Origin of the sequence: Pelomonas cellulosilytica, from assembly GCF_021353265.1 — a bacterium.
Taxonomy (GTDB): Bacteria; Pseudomonadota; Gammaproteobacteria; order Burkholderiales; family Burkholderiaceae_C; genus Pelomonas; species Pelomonas cellulosilytica.
In genome coordinates, this window is record NZ_JAJTWU010000004.1 from 168327 (window position 1) to 184058 (window position 15732).

General features: G+C 69.8%; 13 protein-coding genes. 11 read left to right on the forward strand and 2 right to left on the reverse strand.

What is annotated here, in order from left to right:
* Positions 1–2 precede the first annotated feature (2 nt).
* On the reverse strand, positions 3–1166 hold the full coding sequence (locus LXT13_RS11815) for a hybrid sensor histidine kinase/response regulator (protein WP_233372127.1): 1164 nt from the start codon (positions 1164–1166) through the stop codon (positions 3–5).
* 139 nt (positions 1167–1305) lie between these two features.
* Between LXT13_RS11815 and LXT13_RS11820 the strand changes: the two genes are divergently transcribed.
* The 11 genes from LXT13_RS11820 (at position 1306) to LXT13_RS11870 (ending at position 13546) form a co-directional block, all read left to right on the forward strand.
* The gene (locus LXT13_RS11820) at positions 1306–3633 is read left to right on the forward strand and encodes a response regulator (protein WP_233372128.1); all 2328 of its coding nucleotides are present in this window, start codon (positions 1306–1308) and stop codon (positions 3631–3633) included.
* On the forward strand, positions 3633–5651 hold the full coding sequence (locus LXT13_RS11825; RefSeq protein ID WP_233372129.1) for an ATP-binding response regulator: 2019 nt from the start codon (positions 3633–3635) through the stop codon (positions 5649–5651). The genes LXT13_RS11820 and LXT13_RS11825 overlap by 1 nt, the downstream gene beginning before the upstream one ends.
* Positions 5648–6751, forward strand: coding sequence for a response regulator (locus tag LXT13_RS11830; protein ID WP_233372130.1), 1104 nt, complete (start codon positions 5648–5650; stop codon positions 6749–6751). Before LXT13_RS11825 ends, LXT13_RS11830 begins: the two co-directional genes overlap by 4 nt.
* Positions 6752–6882: 131 nt before the next feature.
* Positions 6883–7623 (forward strand): sulfurtransferase, encoded by a 741-nt coding sequence (locus LXT13_RS11835; RefSeq protein WP_233372131.1) that lies wholly within the window; start codon positions 6883–6885, stop codon positions 7621–7623.
* Positions 7620–8576: an alpha/beta fold hydrolase gene (locus tag LXT13_RS11840; protein WP_233372132.1), complete on the forward strand. Its 957-nt coding sequence runs from the start codon at positions 7620–7622 to the stop codon at positions 8574–8576. Before LXT13_RS11835 ends, LXT13_RS11840 begins: the two co-directional genes overlap by 4 nt.
* A gap of 22 nt (positions 8577–8598) precedes the next feature.
* Positions 8599–9378, forward strand: coding sequence for an ABC transporter substrate-binding protein (locus LXT13_RS11845; RefSeq protein ID WP_233372133.1), 780 nt, complete (start codon positions 8599–8601; stop codon positions 9376–9378).
* A 23-nt stretch (positions 9379–9401) separates the two neighbouring features.
* Complete coding sequence (locus LXT13_RS11850) at positions 9402–10184, forward strand: transporter substrate-binding domain-containing protein (protein WP_233372134.1); 783 nt, start codon at positions 9402–9404, stop codon at positions 10182–10184.
* Positions 10185–10186: 2 nt separating this feature from the next.
* A complete protein-coding gene (locus LXT13_RS11855; RefSeq protein WP_304622811.1) occupies positions 10187–10879 on the forward strand; it encodes an ABC transporter permease in 693 nt (230 codons plus the stop codon).
* The gene (locus LXT13_RS11860; RefSeq protein ID WP_233372135.1) at positions 10876–11562 is read left to right on the forward strand and encodes an ABC transporter permease; all 687 of its coding nucleotides are present in this window, start codon (positions 10876–10878) and stop codon (positions 11560–11562) included. Before LXT13_RS11855 ends, LXT13_RS11860 begins: the two co-directional genes overlap by 4 nt.
* 81 nt (positions 11563–11643) lie before the next feature.
* Positions 11644–12771, forward strand: coding sequence for a succinylglutamate desuccinylase/aspartoacylase family protein (locus tag LXT13_RS11865; protein ID WP_233372136.1), 1128 nt, complete (start codon positions 11644–11646; stop codon positions 12769–12771).
* Positions 12772–12775: 4 nt separating this feature from the next.
* The gene (locus LXT13_RS11870) at positions 12776–13546 is read left to right on the forward strand and encodes an ABC transporter ATP-binding protein (protein WP_233372137.1); all 771 of its coding nucleotides are present in this window, start codon (positions 12776–12778) and stop codon (positions 13544–13546) included.
* A gap of 13 nt (positions 13547–13559) precedes the next feature.
* On the opposite strand, the gene LXT13_RS11875 is transcribed toward LXT13_RS11870, so the two are convergent.
* Positions 13560–15695, reverse strand: coding sequence for a M3 family metallopeptidase (locus tag LXT13_RS11875; RefSeq protein ID WP_233372138.1), 2136 nt, complete (start codon positions 15693–15695; stop codon positions 13560–13562).
* Positions 15696–15732 lie beyond the last annotated feature (37 nt).

Sequence of the window (15732 nt, forward strand, 5' to 3'; positions counted from 1 at the left end):
CATCAGGATGCGCGCCGCGCCTCGGGCGAAATCATCGGCAGCGTCAGCCGCACCGTCGTGCCGACGCCGGGGGTGGATTCGACCTGGATCTGCCCGCCGAGCGCGAACGTGACGAGGTTGCGCACGATGTAGAGCCCCGGCTCCCGCCGGTTGGGGCCGAAGCGCGTCGAGAAGAACGGATCGAAGACCCGCCCGAGCGTGGCCGGCGGCATGCCGACACCGTGGTCCTGCACCGTGATGGTCAACTGGTCGGCGCCGAGCGGTCTGACGCGGATGTGCACCTCGCCACCGGCTTCGCGGTAGGCGTGCTTGACGGCGTTCTGCACCAGCGTCGTCAGCACCTTGGCCAGCGCGCCGCGAAAACTGAGCAGGTGCACGTCGTCACCGGCAGCGAGTTCGCAGCGCACCTGATGCGCCTCCAGCACGTCGGTCAGGCTCGTCACCACCTCATGGACCAGCTCCGTCAGCGAAAAGCTGCAGCGCTGGTCCCCGAAGTTGTCGGCCGTCGACTGCAAGAAGGAGTCCACGATGGACAGCGTGCGCTGCAGGTTGGATAGCACGAGGCACACGCTTTCCTCGCTGACGCGCAGATGCTTGTCGAGGTCCGCACGCTTCATGACGCCTCCGACGGACGAGCTGCGCAACTGCGCGAGGTCGTCCTGCAGCGTGCAGGCGGAGATCAGCGCATTGCCCAGCGGTGAGCTGAGCTCCTGGGCGATGTCGGCGATCGTGCGGCCGACCGACGCCAGCTTGTCGCGCTGGAACAGCTCGATCTGCGAGCGTGCGAAGCTCTCGGAGGCCAGCTTCAACGCCAGCTGCGTGTGCACGCGCGCCTTCACGACGACATCGACGAAGGGCTTGGAGATGTAGTCCACCGCCCCATGGGCGAAGCCCTCGGCCTCATCGGCGGCCCCGCCCTGCACGGTGACGAAGATGACCGGGATGGCGCGGGTGCGCGGATCGGCCTTGAGGCGGTCGCAAACCTCGTAGCCGCTCATCTCCGGCATGAGCAAGTCGAGCAGGATCAGGTCGGGCAGCTGCTGCGCACAGAAGGCCAGCGCCTCGGCGCCGCTCGTGGCCATGGACACCTCGCAATCGTCCACGAGCAGCTGATAAAGCGCGTGGATGTTGCTCGGTTGGTCGTCGACGACGAGGATCAGCGGCATGGCCGTTTCAGGATAACCGCAGCATTCCCGCGCACAGCGCTGTGCAGACGGTGGTTTTCCCCAGGCGGCAAGCGTGCATTAGTCGCACCTGACGGCAAAGCACGCCCACCATAATTGGTCAGCTCCACGCGACCGCTCCATGCCCCAGCGCCCCCTCACGCTCGGACTCCTCTGGCTTGCCATCGCGGCGCTGCTGGCGCTGCTGGCCCTGCTGCTGAACCTCCGCAGCGGCGGAGCCGACCTGATCGACGCCGCACTGGCGCTCAACCTGCTGCTGTTGCCGCTGCCGGTGTTGTGCGTGCTGGTGGTGCGCCGCCGTCATCGCCATGCGCAGGCCCACATCGCCGCCGCACGTGCGGCCACCGAGGCCAAGACCCGCTTCCTCGCGCAGATCAGCCACGAGATCCGCACCCCCATGAACGCCATCATGGGCATGACGCAGCTGGCGCTGCAGACGCCGCTGAGCGCCGAGCAGCGCGAGATGCTGCTCAAGGCCGACAGCGCCTCGCGCACGCTGCTGAGCCTCATCAACGACCTGCTGGACGTCTCCAAGATCGAGGCGGGCCACATGGAGATCGAATCACAGCCGCTGCGGCTGGAGGACGTCGTCGCGCAGGCCGTCGAGCTGGTGCGCCCCATGCACGCCAACCCTGCCGTCGCGCTGGTCTGCCGATGGGCAGATGCGAGCCTGCTGGGTGCACACGGCCAGTTGCGCGGCGACGCGCTGCGGCTGCAGCAGGTGCTGGTCAACCTGCTGTCCAACGCATTGAAGTTCACGCCGGCCGGCGAGGTGCAGCTGACGCTGGACGTCGACCTGGGTGCCGTGGGCGATCGCGTGCCGCTGGTGATCCGCGTACAGGACTCGGGCATCGGCATGGACGCCGAGCAGATCGCCGGGCTGTTCCGCGAGTTCCGGCAGGGTGATGCCTCCGTCCACCGCCGCTACGGAGGCACCGGCCTAGGCCTGGTCATCACGCGCCGCCTCGTCGAGCTGATGGACGGGCGCCTGGAGGTCCGCAGCGAGCCCGGGCGAGGCAGTTGCTTTGAGATCCGCCTGGCGCTGCCGATGGATGCCGGAGCCCGGCCCCCCACCCTCCTAAATCCCCGGCCGCTGCTGCTCGCGGACGCTCGCGCGGCCAGCCGGACTTCCACCGAGGAGCTGTTGGGGCACCTGGGCCTGGGCGCCAGCGTGCGCACGGCGGCGACTGTGGAAGCCACGCTGGGCGCGCTGGACGAGCGCCGCCGGGCCGGGCAGCCCTTCGCCTGGCTGCTGGTGGACTGGCAGCTGCCCGGGCCGGGCCCGACCGGAGCCGAACTGCTGGCCCGCCTGCGCCGTGACCACCCGGGGCTGAGGGTGGCCGTGATGTGCACGCCCACGCTGGACGATGGCCCCGCGCAGGCGCGCGCGTTCGGCGCCCGCGCACTGTGCACCAAGCCGTTGCTGGCGGCCGATCTGCGCCGGCTGCTGGGCGATGCCCAGGTTGAACGGCCGCTAGGCGCCGACGCCGAATCGCTGGCCGGGCTGCGCGTGCTGCTCGTCGAGGACCACCCCGTCAACCAGGAGATCGCGCTGCGACTGCTCAGCGGACGCGGGGCGCTGGTGGATGTGGCCGGTGACGGACAGGAAGGGCTGGACAAGCTCCAGGCCGCCGGCGCCCAGGCCTACGACCTGGTGCTGATGGACCTGCAGATGCCCGTGCTGGACGGGCTCAGCGCCACACGCCGGCTGCGCCAGCTGCGTGGTTTCGAGCACCTGCCGGTGCTGGCGATGACGGCCCACGCGCTGGCCGAGGAACGTGCCCAGTGCCTGGAGGCCGGCATGCAAGGGCACATCGCCAAGCCGCTGGACGTCGCGCGGCTCGTCCGCGAGTTGCAGCGCTACCGGCCGGCCCCCATGCCGGAACCCGCAACACCCGCGTTGGACATGACCGCGGGGCTGCGCCAGTTCGACGGCCAGGTGGCCCTGTACCGGCGCACGCTGCAGGGCTTTGCCGCGCAATACGCCGAGGGGTTGGGGGCCTGGGTGGCCTGGGTGACCGATGGCGAGTGGGCAGAACTGCGCCGCGCCGCGCACACGCTGCAGGGTCTGGCGGCTACCCTCGGTGCCCAGGACCTGCACCGGCTGGCGCTGGCGCTCGAGCGCAGCGCCGCGGCTGCGGACGCCAGCGGCGCGATGACGCTGCTGGGCCGCGCTGAGTCGGCACTGACCGCGCTGCTGGCCGAAGTCGACGAGGTGCTCAAGACCCACGGCGCCGCGCCGGCGGCCGTTTCGCGCGGCCGCGGCGACCTGGCCGAGCTGCGCCAGCTCCTCAGCCAGAGCGACAGCCGCGCGCTGGACTGGTGGCAGGCCCATGGCAGCCACTGCGACCTCGATGACGCCGCCACGGCCCGGCTCCAGCAGGCGCTGGCCGAACTGGACTTCGACGCCGCACTGGCCGCGCTGCCCGCGGCGGAAGGGGCTGCCTGATGGCGGCCGGGCGCACGCTGATCATCGTCGGGCCGGTCGGCACGCGCTGGCTGTTCGGCGTCATCGTCGCGTCCGCGCTGGCCGCGTGGGCCAGCGAGGAATTCCTGAACGTCATCGATCCCAAAGACCGCATCGCCTATCCGCTGCTGGCCATCGCCTTCACGGCCATGGCGTGGGGCGTGGGGCGCTTTCCGCAGCGGCTGCAGGCCTGGCAGCGTGGCGGCGTCACGCTGCTGGCGCTGTACTTCACGCTCGGGATGCTCGCCTTCACTGGGCGGCCGGACCCGGGCCCGAGCCTCTACACGCTGGCCAGCCTCACGCCGTGGACGCTGGGGGGCTGCCTGCTGCTGTATACGACCTGGCCGGCCCGCCAGGCGCTGGCCATCGCACTGGGCATGCTGGCGCTGATGATGGCGCCGCCCACGCTGCTGCGTTTCGCCGGGGCGCCGCCGCAGTGGCTGGTGGAGGCCTGGCCGCTGCTGGCCAACCTGGCGCTGTGCCAGCTGATGTTCTGCCTGGCGCTGTGGGGGCTGTCGGGCCAGCTTGCGCGGCTGCTGCTGCTGGCGCCGGCCGGACGCGGGCTGGCCACGGCGGACGACCTTCTCAAGGCACGCATGGCGGAGCTTGAACAGTCACGCGAGGCGGCAGAGGCGGCCTCGCGCGCCAAGTCCGACTTCCTCGGCAACATCGGCCACGAGATCCGCACGCCGATGAACACGGTGCTGGGCCAGACGCGCTTGCTGCTCGGCGGCCGGCTGACGGCCGAGCAGCGCGGCCAGCTGCAGGAGGTGGCCCATGCGGGCGAGACGCTGATCCAAATCATCGACAGCCTGCTCGATTACGCCGACCTCGACGCCGGACGGCTGCAGCTGGCCAGCGAGCCGGTGCGCCTGGAACAGCTGCTGGCCAGCGCCATCGATGCCGTGCGGCCGGCCGCCCAGGCCAAGCAGCTGGAGCTGCTTTGCGACATCGCCGCGCCCGAGCTGCTGGCCGAGGCGGGTGCACGCCGGGGCGACATCACGCGGCTGACCCAACTGCTCACGGAGCTGCTCGTAAACGCGGTCAAGTTCACGCCGGCCGGCCACGTCAGGCTCACGGCCGCACTGGAGGCGGGTGGCGCCTGGCGGCTGAGCGTGCGGGACAGCGGCGTGGGCATGTCGGCCGAACAGATGGGCCGGCTCTTCTCGCCGTTCGCGCAGGCCGAAGCGGGCGCAGCGCGACGCTTCGGCGGCACGGGCCTCGGCCTGGCGATCTGCCGGGCCCTGGCCGAACGCATGGGCGGCACGCTGACGGCACGCAGCACGCCCGGGCGCGGCAGCACCTTCGACCTGCTGCTGCCGCTGCCGCCCTGCCCTGAACTGCCGCCACAGCGCCGCGCCAACGTGCACAGCGTGCTGGTCGTGCAGGCGCCGCACAGCGCCGGCCACGAAGCGCTGCTGGCGCTCGTCAAGGCGCTGGCCCCGGCCGCGCAACTCGAAGTGATGACGCAGGGCAGCCATGCACTGGGTCGACTGGCGCGCACGGCCCACGACCACCCGCACGACCTGATGCTGGTGGACTGGGTGCTGCCCGATATGGAGGGGGGCGAGCTGCTTCGCCAGCTGGCAGAGGTGGGGCCGCCCCGGGTGCGGCGCATCGCACTGCTGAGCGCCTTCGACACGCCGGTGCTGCGCGAGCGTGCGCTGCGGCGGGGTGCACAGGCGATGTGCGCAAAGCCGCTGCTGCCGCACACGCTGCGCCGGTTGCTGGACCTGGAGCGCCCTCTCGCGGTGGAGGTCATGGCGACGCCGCAGGACACCAATTTCAGCGCCGACGAGACCGTCACGCTGATGAGTCAGCTCGACACGCTGCTGAACGAGGCCGACAGCCATGCACTGACGCTATGGGAGCAGCACGCCTCCGCCTTCATTGACATGCTGCCGGAGCCTCAGGCCCAGGCGCTGGCGGGCGCGATGCAGCGCTTCGATTTCGACGAGGCCTTGGCCGCCCTGCGCGGCGACAACCACCATCGACCATGACGCCGACCGAGACCCTCGCCGTACCGCAGGCCACCATCCTCGTCGTCGACGACACGCCGGCCAACCTGACGTTGCTGGCGCAGGTGCTCAAGCCGGACTACCGCGTGCAGCTGGCCGTCAACGGCCACAAGGCGCTGGAGATCTGCCGCCGGCAGCCGCCGGACCTCATCGTGCTGGACGTCATGATGCCGGAGATGGACGGCTACGAGGTCTGTCGCCTGCTGAAGGCCGACCCCGCGACGCGACGCGTGCCGGTGATTTTCCTGACCGCGCTGACCCGCACCGAGGACGAAAGTGCCGGCTTCGAGGCCGGCGGCGCGGACTTCATCCACAAGCCGTTCAACCCCACCACCGTGCTGGCCCGCGTGCGCACGCACCTGCAGCTGAAGCTGGCGGAGGACCACCTGCTACGGCACAACGCGCAGCTCAGCGGCGAGCTGGAGGCGCGCCGCCGCGAGGTGGAGCGCTTGCGCGACACGACGCTGTTCGTCATGGTCAGCCTGGCCGAGTTCCGCGACGTGGACACCGGCAACCACATCCAGCGCACGCAGGAGTACGTGCGCACGCTGGCGCAGTGGCTGGCCGCGCGCCCCGAAGGCCCGGTGGGCCTGACCGACTTCGCGATCGACGAGCTGGCCAAGGCCGCCCCGCTGCACGACATCGGCAAGGTCGCCATCCCGGACGGCATCCTGCTGAAGCCAGGCAAGCTGTCCGCCGACGAATGGCGCGTCATGAAGACGCACGCAGAGCACGGTGCCGACCTGCTGCAGCGTGCCATCGACCGGCTGGGCGACGACGCCGGCCTGATGCTCACGTTCGGCAAGCAGATCGCCCGGCACCACCACGAGAAATGGGACGGCACTGGCTACCCCGACGGCCTCATCGGCGAGGCCATCCCGCTGGCCGCCCGGCTGATGGCGGTGGCCGACGTCTACGACGCGCTGATCAGCGAGCGCCCCTACAAGCCGCCGATGACGCACGACCAGGCCCTGGCCTTCATCCGCGACGGCAGCGGCACGCATTTCGACCCGGGCATCGTTGCGGCGCTGGAGGCGTGCGTGGACCGCGTGCGGGAGATTGCTTCGCGTTGGGCAGATTGATTGGCGCCCCTCGTGCGAGGGGGCCGCGACGCTCGCGGGTGTGGCCCGCTAGCACATCGTCAGGCGGCCGGCTTGGGGCAGCCCGGCACTCGACCCGCGAAGATGCCGACCGCCTCGATAATTCGGGAGTTATGCAGTCTGGCTCCATCCTCAACATCTCCTGCTACCTCTTCGTCTCGCTGGCCGACACGGCCGCGCTGCGGGATCGCCTGCATGCGCGGGCCGACGCCCTCGGGCTCAAGGGCACCGTGCTGATCGCCGAGGAGGGCATCAACCTCTTTCTGGCCGGGCCGGCCGGGGCCGTGAACGCCTGGGTCGATGAGCTGCGCGCCGACGCGCGCTTCGCCACGCTGACGCCCAAGGAAAGCTGGAGCGACACCCAGCCCTTCCAGCGCCTGAAGGTGAAGGTCAAGGGCGAGATCATCCGCATGAACCGGCCGACCGTCCGCCCGGACCAGGCGCCGCGCGCGCCGGCGCTGCCGCCGGCGACGCTGGCCCGCTGGCTGGACCAGGGGCATGACGACGACGGGCGCGAGGTGGTCATGCTCGACACGCGCAACGGCTTCGAGGTGGACCACGGCGCGTTCGACGGCGCCATCGACTGGCGGCTGCACAAGTTCAGCGACTTCCCCGGGGCGCTGGCCGCCCACCGCGACGAGCTGGCCGGCAAGACGGTGGTGAGCTACTGCACGGGCGGCATCCGCTGCGAGAAGGCGGCCATGGTGCTGGAGGCCGAAGGCCTGCAGGCCTGGCAGCTGGACGGCGGCATCCTGAAGTACTTCGAGGAGACGGGCGGCAAGCACTACCACGGCGGCTGCTTCGTCTTCGACGAGCGCGAATCGCTGGCGCCGGACCTCCGCCCCGTCGCGTGAAGCCGCGCCTCGGCGATCTCGCGCTGAAGGCGCTGGGCATCCTGCTGATGCTGGCCGCGCTCGGCTTCGCAGTCAGCAAGGCGCCGGACCGCTCGCTGGACAGTCTGGTGCCGCGCTGGGCACCGCCGCCCTCGGACTTCATCGACGTGGACGGCGGCGTGGTCCACGTCCGCGACCAGGGGCCGAGCAGCGACCCGCTGCCGCTGCTGCTGATCCACGGCACCGGCGCCAGCCTGCACACCTGGGAAGCCTGGGCCGCCGGGCTCTCCCCCACGCGGCGGGTCATCAGCCTGGACCTGCCGGGTTTCGGCCTCACCGGCCCAAGCGCCGATGGCGACTACCGTGTCACCCGCGACGTCGCCTTCGTGCGGCAGGTGCTGGCCCGCCTGGGCGTGGGCCGCGTCATCGCGGTGGGCAACTCACTGGGGGGCGAGGTGGCCTGGCAACTGGCGCTGGCGGCGCCGCAGCAGGTCGCGGGTCTCGTGCTGATCGATGCGATGGGCTACGAGTTCGTGCCCGAGTCGCTGCCGCTGGGCTTCCGGCTCGCGCGCATGCCGGTGGTGCGCGAGCTGATGCGCTGGGTGCTGCCGCGCCGTGCCATCGAGGACAGCGTCACGGACGTTTACGGCGACCCGCACCGCGTGACGGCCGCGCTCGTCGACCGCTACTACGAGCTGACGCTGCGCGAAGGCAACCGCGTGGCGCTCGTGCAGCGGCTGGACCACATGGTGCCCGGCCCCGTCGAGCGGCTGCCCGACCTCCACGTGCCCACCCTCATCCTCTGGGGCGGCAGGGACCGGCTCATCCCGCCGATCTGGGCCCAAAAGTTCCACGGGGCCATCCCGGGCAGCCGGCTGGTGGTTTTCCCGGAGCTGGGCCATGTGCCGCAAGAGGAAGACCCGGCTGCTACCCTTGCGGCCTTGCGCGACTGGCTACCCCAGGTCACCCGTTGAACACACCCAAAAGGTCTCCCGCATGAAGAAAACCCTTGCGCTGGCGCTGGCCCTGGCCGCCTCGATGGCCCAGGCCCAGGCCCCCGACTGGAAGAAGATCCGCATCGGCGTCGAAGGCGCCTACCCGCCCTTCTCCGAGATCGGTCCCGACGGCAAGCTCAAGGGCTTTGAGATCGATCTCGTGATGGCGTATTGCGCGGAAATGAAGGCCCAATGCACGCTGGTGCAGCAGGAGTTCGACGGCCTCATCCCGGCGCTGCAATCGCGCAAGGTGGATGCGATCTTCGCCAGCGTGGCGATCACCGAGGAACGACAGAAGGTCATTGCCTTCTCCAAGCCCTACTACAACACACCGGCCCGCTTCGTCGCCAAGGCCGGCACGAAGTTCGAGCCGACCGCCGCCGGCCTGAAGGGCAAGAAGATCGGCGTGCAGCGTGGCACGACACACGAGGCCTATGCGGTCAAGACCTTCACGCAGAGCGAGATCGTGCGCTACGCCAGCCAGGACCAGGTCTTCCTGGACCTCAAGAGCGGGCGCATCGACGCGACGCTGATGGACACCCCGGCCGCCGACTTCGGCTTCCTGAAAAAGCCCGAAGGCAAGGGTTTCGCCTTCGTCGGCCCGAACATCGAGGACAAGATTTTCGGCGTCGGCACCGGCGTGGGCATGCGCAAGGCCGACGAGGCCACGCTGGGCAAGAAGTTCACCGCCGCCATCGACGCATTGCAGGCCAACGGCACGTTCAAGAAGCTGGCGGATCGCTACTTCGACTACGACCTCTCGCCCCGCGTGAAGCCCTGATCCGCTGAACCTGACCCGCGTCGATGCGCCGCCGTCTCGCCGTTGCCGCCCCGCTGTCGCTTGTCGGCGCGGTGGCGCTCGGTCAGGTGGCGCCGCAGCGGTTGCGCATCGGTTTCGCGGTGGGCTACGCGCCGTTCAGCGAGATCGGTACCGACGGCCAGCTGCGCGGCTTCGAGATCGACCTGGCCCAGGCGCTGTGCATGCGGCTGGTCGTGCAATGCGTGCCGGTCATCCTCGATTTCGACGGCCTCGTGCCGGCGCTGAAAACCCGCAAGATCGACGCGATCATGGCCTCGATGTCCATCACGGCCGAGCGGCAGCAGGCCATCGCGTTCTCGGCGCCCTACTACTTCTCGCCGGTGCGCCTGGTGATGCGCAGCGACACGCGGCTGGAGGCGACACCGGCCGGCATGAAGGGCCGGCGCATCGGCGTCGAGCGCGGCACGGTGCATGAACGTTTCCTCGCCGAGCAATTCCGCGACAGCCACGTGATGCGCTACGCCACACAGGACCAGGCCTTCCTGGACCTCCGTTCCGGCCGGCTGGACGCCACGCTGGTGGATGTCGTCATCGCGCAGTTCGGCTTCCTGAACCAGGCCGGCGGCCGCGGATTCGGCTTCGTCGGGCCGGACTTCGGGCGCGACGAGCGCTACTACGGTAAAGGCATTGGCGTGGGTTTGCGCAAGGCCGACGCGAACACGCTCGGGCACCGCATTGACGACGCGCTGGCGACCTTGCGTGCCAATGGCACGTTGAAGGCACTGAACGACCGCTATTTCAACTTCGACCTCGTTTCGCTGCGCTGATCATGCTGCTGCACGGATTTCTTCCCAGCCTGCTCGAAGGCGCCACCGTCACGCTAGGCGTGGCGCTCTGTTCACTGGGCGTGGCCACTGTGCTGGGGCTGCTCGGCGCGCTGGCCAAGCTGTCCCGCTCGCGCCTAGCCCGCGCGGTGGCGGGCACCTACACGACGCTGATTCGCGGAGTTCCGGACCTGGTGCTCATGCTTCTCGTGTTCTACGGCGGCCAGGTGGCCGTGAACACCGTCGCGCCGATGCTGGGCCATGAGGACTACATCGACATTGACCCGTTCGTGGCCGGCGTGCTGACCATCGGCTTCATCTTCGGCGCCTACCTGGCCGAGGCCTTCCGCGGCGCCTTCCTGGCCGTGCCACCGGGCCAGCGCGAGGCCGGCCTGGCTTTCGGAATGAGCCCAGGTCGGGTGTTGTGGCGCATCACGCTGCCGCAGATGCTGCGGCATGCACTGCCGGGGGTCTCCAACAACTGGCTGGTGCTGATCAAGAGCACGGCCATCGTGTCGGTCATCGGCCTGTCCGACCTGATGACGCGCGGCCAGCAGGCAGCCGGCAACACGCGTGAACCCTTCAGCTTCTATCTGGCCGTGGCGTTGATCTACCTGGCGTTCACCAGCGTCTCTGAGCTGGTGTTCAGCTGGGCCAACCGCCGTCTGGCCATCGGCGTGAAGGAGGGCCGGCTGTGAACTTCGAAGCCATTGGCGAGAACTTCCCGCTGTACCTCTCCGGGCTGACCGTCACACTGAAGCTGCTGGTGCTGTCGCTCGTCTGCGGCCTGGCGCTTGCGGTGCCGTTGGCCCTCGTGCGCACCGTCTCGCGCGGCTGGCCGTCGCGGGCCGTCTGGGTCTATACCTACGCGTTCCGCGGCACGCCGATGCTGGTGCAGCTGTTTCTCTGCTACTACGGGCTGGCGCAGTTCGAGGCCGTGCGCGACAGCTGGGCTTGGCCGTGGCTATCGTCCGCCACTTTCTGCGCCTGGCTCACCTTCACGCTGAACACGGCGGCCTACACGACCGAGATCATCGCCGGCAGCATCCGCGCCTTGCCCGTCGGCGAGATCGAGGCCGCCAAGGCACTCGGCATGGGCCGCGGCCTGATGCTGCGTCGCATCGTGCTGCCCGCGGCACTGCGGCGCGCGCTGCCGGCGTACGGCAACGAAGCCATCTTCATGCTGCACGGCACGTCGCTGGCCAGCGTCGTCACGCTGCTCGATGTGACCGGCGCCGCCCGCGAGGTCAACGCCAAGTTCTACCTGCCTTTCGAGTCCTTCATCACGGCCGGGGCCTTCTACTTCGCGCTGACGCTGACGCTGGTCGGCGCCTTCCGCTGGGCCGAGAACCGCTGGCTCAAACCGATGATGTCCCGCTAGCCATGAAGCCCTCATCTTCCTTCCAGTCACTACCCCCCGAGGGGGCGCGCCGGCGCCTTCGGGCGGTCGGGCGCCGCTGACATGCAATTCCTCCGACATCCCCTGCTCTCCCCAGCCCCTGGCACGCAGCGCGAGCTCGTCTCGCTGCACTACGGCCAGCCGGGCCCGTCTTCCGCCGGCAAGGCCTACATCCAGGCATCGCTGCACGGCGACGAACTGCCCGGCATGCTCGTCGCCCACCACCTGCGCCAGCAGCTCGGCGCGCTGGACGACGCCGGCCAGGTCTGCGGCGATATCGTGCTGGTGCCGATGGCCAACCCCATCGGCCTCAGCCAGTTCATGCTGCATGCCCACCTGGGCCGCTTCGAGCTGACGACCGGCGAGAACTTCAACCGCCACTATCCCGACCAGATCGCCACGGTAGCTGCCGCCGTCGAACCGCAACTGGGGCCTGATCCGGCGGCCAACGTCGCGCTGTTGCGCCGCGCGCTGAAGGCCGCGGTGCTGGCCTCCCCCGTCGAGACCGAGCTGCAGTCGCAGCGCCGTACGCTGATGGGCCTGTCCTGTGACGCCGACATCGTGCTGGACCTGCACTGCGACGCGCAAGCCGTCATGCACCTCTACACCGAGACGCCCTGCTGGCCCGACTGCGAGCCGCTGGCACGCTTCCTCGGCGCTCGCCTGACGCTGCTGGCGCAGGACTCGGGCGACAACCCCTTCGACGAAGCCTGCTCGCAGGTTTGGTGGAAGTGGCAGCAACACTTCGGTGGCCGCTTCCCTATCCCGCAGGCCTGCCTGTCAGCCACAGTGGAGCTGCGCGGCGCGACCGACGTGAGCCACGAGCTGGCTGCGGACGACGCCCGGCGCATCGTCGATTTCCTGCGCTGGCGCGGCCTCATCCGCGGCGACAGGCCGGCGCTGCCCGAGGCCATGGGCGACGCCCGGCCGCTGGCGGGCAGCATGCCCATCACGGCGCCGAAGCCCGGCGTCCTGACCTTCCTGAAGGACGTGGGCAGCGAAGTGAAGGCCGGCGACGTGCTAGCGCATGTCATCGACCCGATCACCGCCGAAGTCACCGAGCTGAAGAGCCCCGTCGATGGCCTGTTCTTCGCGCGCGATTTCCTGCGCTTCGCCAACGCCGGCATGCGTGTCGCCAAGGTGGCTGGCCACGAAGCGCGGCGCACCGGCAAGCTGCTGGGAGCGCGGTGACGCCATGAGCGACTTTCAACTGCAGGCCACCGACATCCACAAGCGCTTCGGCGACCGCGAGGTGCTCAAGGGCATCTCGCTGCAGGCGCGGCGCGGCGACGTCGTCACGCTGATCGGCTCCTCCGGGTCCGGCAAGAGCACCTTCCTGCGCTGCCTGAACCTGCTGGAGCAGCCGCATGAAGGCGAGCTCCGCCTCGGCGGCGAGGCACTGACGCTGACGCGGGATCGCGACGGCAGCCTGAAGGCCGCCGACGCGAAGCAACTGCAGCGCTGGCGCGCGCGGCTGGCCATGGTGTTCCAGAACTTCAACCTCTGGGCGCACATGACGGTGCTGGAGAACGTCATGGAAGCACCCGTCCACGTGCTGGGCAAATCCAAGGCGGAAGCTGTCGAGCGCGCCCAAGCGCTGTTGGCCCGCGTCGGTGTGGCGCACCGCGCCGGCGTCTACCCGGCGCAGCTGTCCGGCGGCGAGCAACAGCGCGTCGCCATCGCCCGCGCGCTGGCGGTGGACCCCGAGGTCATGCTGTTCGACGAGCCGACCTCGGCGCTGGACCCGGAGCTGGTGGGCGAGGTGCTCAAGGTCATGCGCGACCTGGCCGCCGAGGGCCGTACGATGGTCGTCGTCACGCACGAGATGGGCTTTGCGCGGGAGGTGTCCAACCACTGCCTATTCCTGCACCAGGGCCGCGTGGAGGAAGAAGGCAACCCCAAGGAGATGCTGCTGCGCCCGCAATGCGAGCGGCTGCAGCAGTTCCTCAGCGGCGGGTTGAAATAGCCGGCATCCGGCATCAGGCCGGCAGCAGCCCGCGGTCCTTGAGCATCGGTTCGACCACCGGATCGCGGCCCCGGAAGGCACGGAAGGCCGTACCCGGCTCCACGCTGTTGCCGGCCGACAGGATGCACTCTCGCAGCCGGGCCGCGACGGCCGGGTCGAACACGTCGCCCGCCTCGACGAAGGCGTCGAACGCATCGCAATCCAGCACCTCGGCCCACAGGTAGACGTAGTAGCCGGCTGCGTAGCCGGCGCTGCTGAACAGGTGCTGAAAGTGCGTCAGCCGATGGTTCATGCCCACCTCGGACGGCAGGTCCCAGCGGCGCATCGTGTCGGCTTCGAAGGCCACCACATCGGCCGGCGCCTCGGGCAGCGCATGGGCCGCCATGTCGACGATGGCGCTGGCCGTGTAGCGCAGCGTCTCGTAGCCCTGGCCGAACTGGCGCGCGGCCTGCAGCTTGGCCAGTAGCGCGTCGGGCAGCGGCTCGTCGGTCTGCCAGTGGCGGGCGAATTTCTTCAGCACCTGGGGCTCGGCCATCCAGTGCTCGTAAAGCTGCGACGGCAGCTCGACGAAGTCGCGCAGCACCTGCGTGCCGGCCAGGCGCTCGTGCTCGACATCGCTCAACAGCCCGTGCAGGCCGTGGCCGAACTCGTGAAACAGCGTGCGGACGTCGTCGAAGCTCAGCAGCGTCGGCTCACCCGCCGCACCCCTCGCAAAGTTGTTGTTGTTCAGGATGATGGGCGTGACGCCCAGCCGGAAGCCGCCCGCCGGGCCGCTCCCAAGGGCCGCTTCGCCACCGCGAGGGGCGGTCGGTGTACTCGCCGAACGGGGGCCTAAGTACCCGCTCTGGTTGCGCAGCGCGTTCATCCACGCGCCGCTGCGCTTGGGCGGGCGTGCGAAGTTGTCCTGCAGGAACAGGCCGCGCAGCGAACCGTCGGCGTTGAAGACCTCGTAAGCCTTCACATCGGCGTGGTAGCCGGCGATGTCCGCGCGCGGCTTGAACTGCAGGCCGAACAAGCGGCTGGCGCAGTCGAACATCGCTGCCACCATGCGCTCCAGCGGGAAGTAGGGCTTGACCTCGGCCTCGTCCAGCTCAAAGCGCGCACGTCGCACCTGTTCCGCGTAGTAGCGCCAATCCCAGGGCTCCAGCGCATGCGTCGCGCCGGACGTCGCCATTGCGCCCAACACCGCCTCGCGCTCGCGCGCCTGCGCCGCCAGCGCCGGTTGCCAGACACGTTCCAGGAGACTCATGACGGCGTCCTGCTTTCGCGCCATCGTGTCCTCCAGCGCAAAGTCGGCATAGCAACCATGGCCGTGCAGCCGCGCCTGTTCGGCGCGCAGTTGCAGGATCTCGCGGCAGAGAGCGCGGTTGTCGCCTGCGTCCTCCTGGCCGGTGCCGTCGCCCCGGCCCACCCACGCTCGCCAGGCCTGCTCTCTCAGATCGCGGCGCGCGCTGAAGGTCAGGAAAGGCACGATCAGCGAGCGCGACAGCGTGACGACGTGGACGCCTTCGCCGAACCCGCGTTCGACAGCGGCCTGCCGCGCTGCCGCACGGACGAACCCCGGCAGGCCGGCCAGCTCGTCCTCGGTCGTCAGCCGCAGCTGGTAGCCGTTTTCCGACGCGAGCACGTTCTGCGCGAAGCGGGTGTTCAGCTCGGCCAGCCGCGCCATGATGGCCGCGTAACGCACCTGTGCTGACGGCGCCAGCCGGGCACCGGCGCGGACGAAGTCCAGATGCACCCGCTCAAGCAGCCGCTGCTGTTCCGACGTCAGGCCCAGCCGCTCGCGCTGCTCGAACAGCGCATCGACACGCGAGAACAGCCTCGCGTGCATGTAGACGGCGCTGTTGTGCGCGGCCAGTGGCGCAGCGAGGTCGCGCTGCACCGCCTGCAGCTCGGGCGATGTGGCCGACGCGGCCAGCGTGTAGAAGAGGTGCTCCAGCCGCGTCAGCAGCCGGCCGCTGGCGTCGAAGGCGGCCAGCGTGTTGTCGAACGTCGGCGGCTCGGCCTGGCTGGCGATGGTCTCGATCTCGCCGCGATGTTCGGCCAGCGCCGCATCGAAGGCCGGGGGGAAGTGCGCCGGCTGGATGTCGGCGAACGGCGGCAGGCCGTGTGGGCCCGTCCAGTCCTGCAGCAGCGGGTTGGTGCTCATGCGGGGTCCTTCAGAAACAGCAAGGGCCGCATCCTGC

Excerpts from the sequence above, each read along its gene's own strand:
- LXT13_RS11835 (WP_233372131.1), top strand. The coding sequence starts at position 6,883 with ATGCAGTCTGGCTCCATCCTCAACATCTCCTGCTACCTCTTCGTCTCG.
- LXT13_RS11870 (WP_233372137.1), top strand. The coding sequence starts at position 12,776 with ATGAGCGACTTTCAACTGCAGGCCACCGACATCCACAAGCGCTTCGGC.
- LXT13_RS11820 (WP_233372128.1), top strand. The coding sequence starts at position 1,306 with ATGCCCCAGCGCCCCCTCACGCTCGGACTCCTCTGGCTTGCCATCGCG.
- LXT13_RS11850 (WP_233372134.1), top strand. The coding sequence starts at position 9,402 with ATGCGCCGCCGTCTCGCCGTTGCCGCCCCGCTGTCGCTTGTCGGCGCG.
- LXT13_RS11845 (WP_233372133.1), top strand. The coding sequence starts at position 8,599 with ATGAAGAAAACCCTTGCGCTGGCGCTGGCCCTGGCCGCCTCGATGGCC.
- LXT13_RS11865 (WP_233372136.1), top strand. The coding sequence starts at position 11,644 with ATGCAATTCCTCCGACATCCCCTGCTCTCCCCAGCCCCTGGCACGCAG.
- LXT13_RS11875 (WP_233372138.1), bottom strand. The coding sequence starts at position 15,695 with ATGAGCACCAACCCGCTGCTGCAGGACTGGACGGGCCCACACGGCCTG.
- LXT13_RS11815 (WP_233372127.1), bottom strand. The coding sequence starts at position 1,166 with ATGCCGCTGATCCTCGTCGTCGACGACCAACCGAGCAACATCCACGCG.
- LXT13_RS11825 (WP_233372129.1), top strand. The coding sequence starts at position 3,633 with ATGGCGGCCGGGCGCACGCTGATCATCGTCGGGCCGGTCGGCACGCGC.
- LXT13_RS11830 (WP_233372130.1), top strand. The coding sequence starts at position 5,648 with ATGACGCCGACCGAGACCCTCGCCGTACCGCAGGCCACCATCCTCGTC.
- LXT13_RS11855 (WP_304622811.1), top strand. The coding sequence starts at position 10,187 with ATGCTGCTGCACGGATTTCTTCCCAGCCTGCTCGAAGGCGCCACCGTC.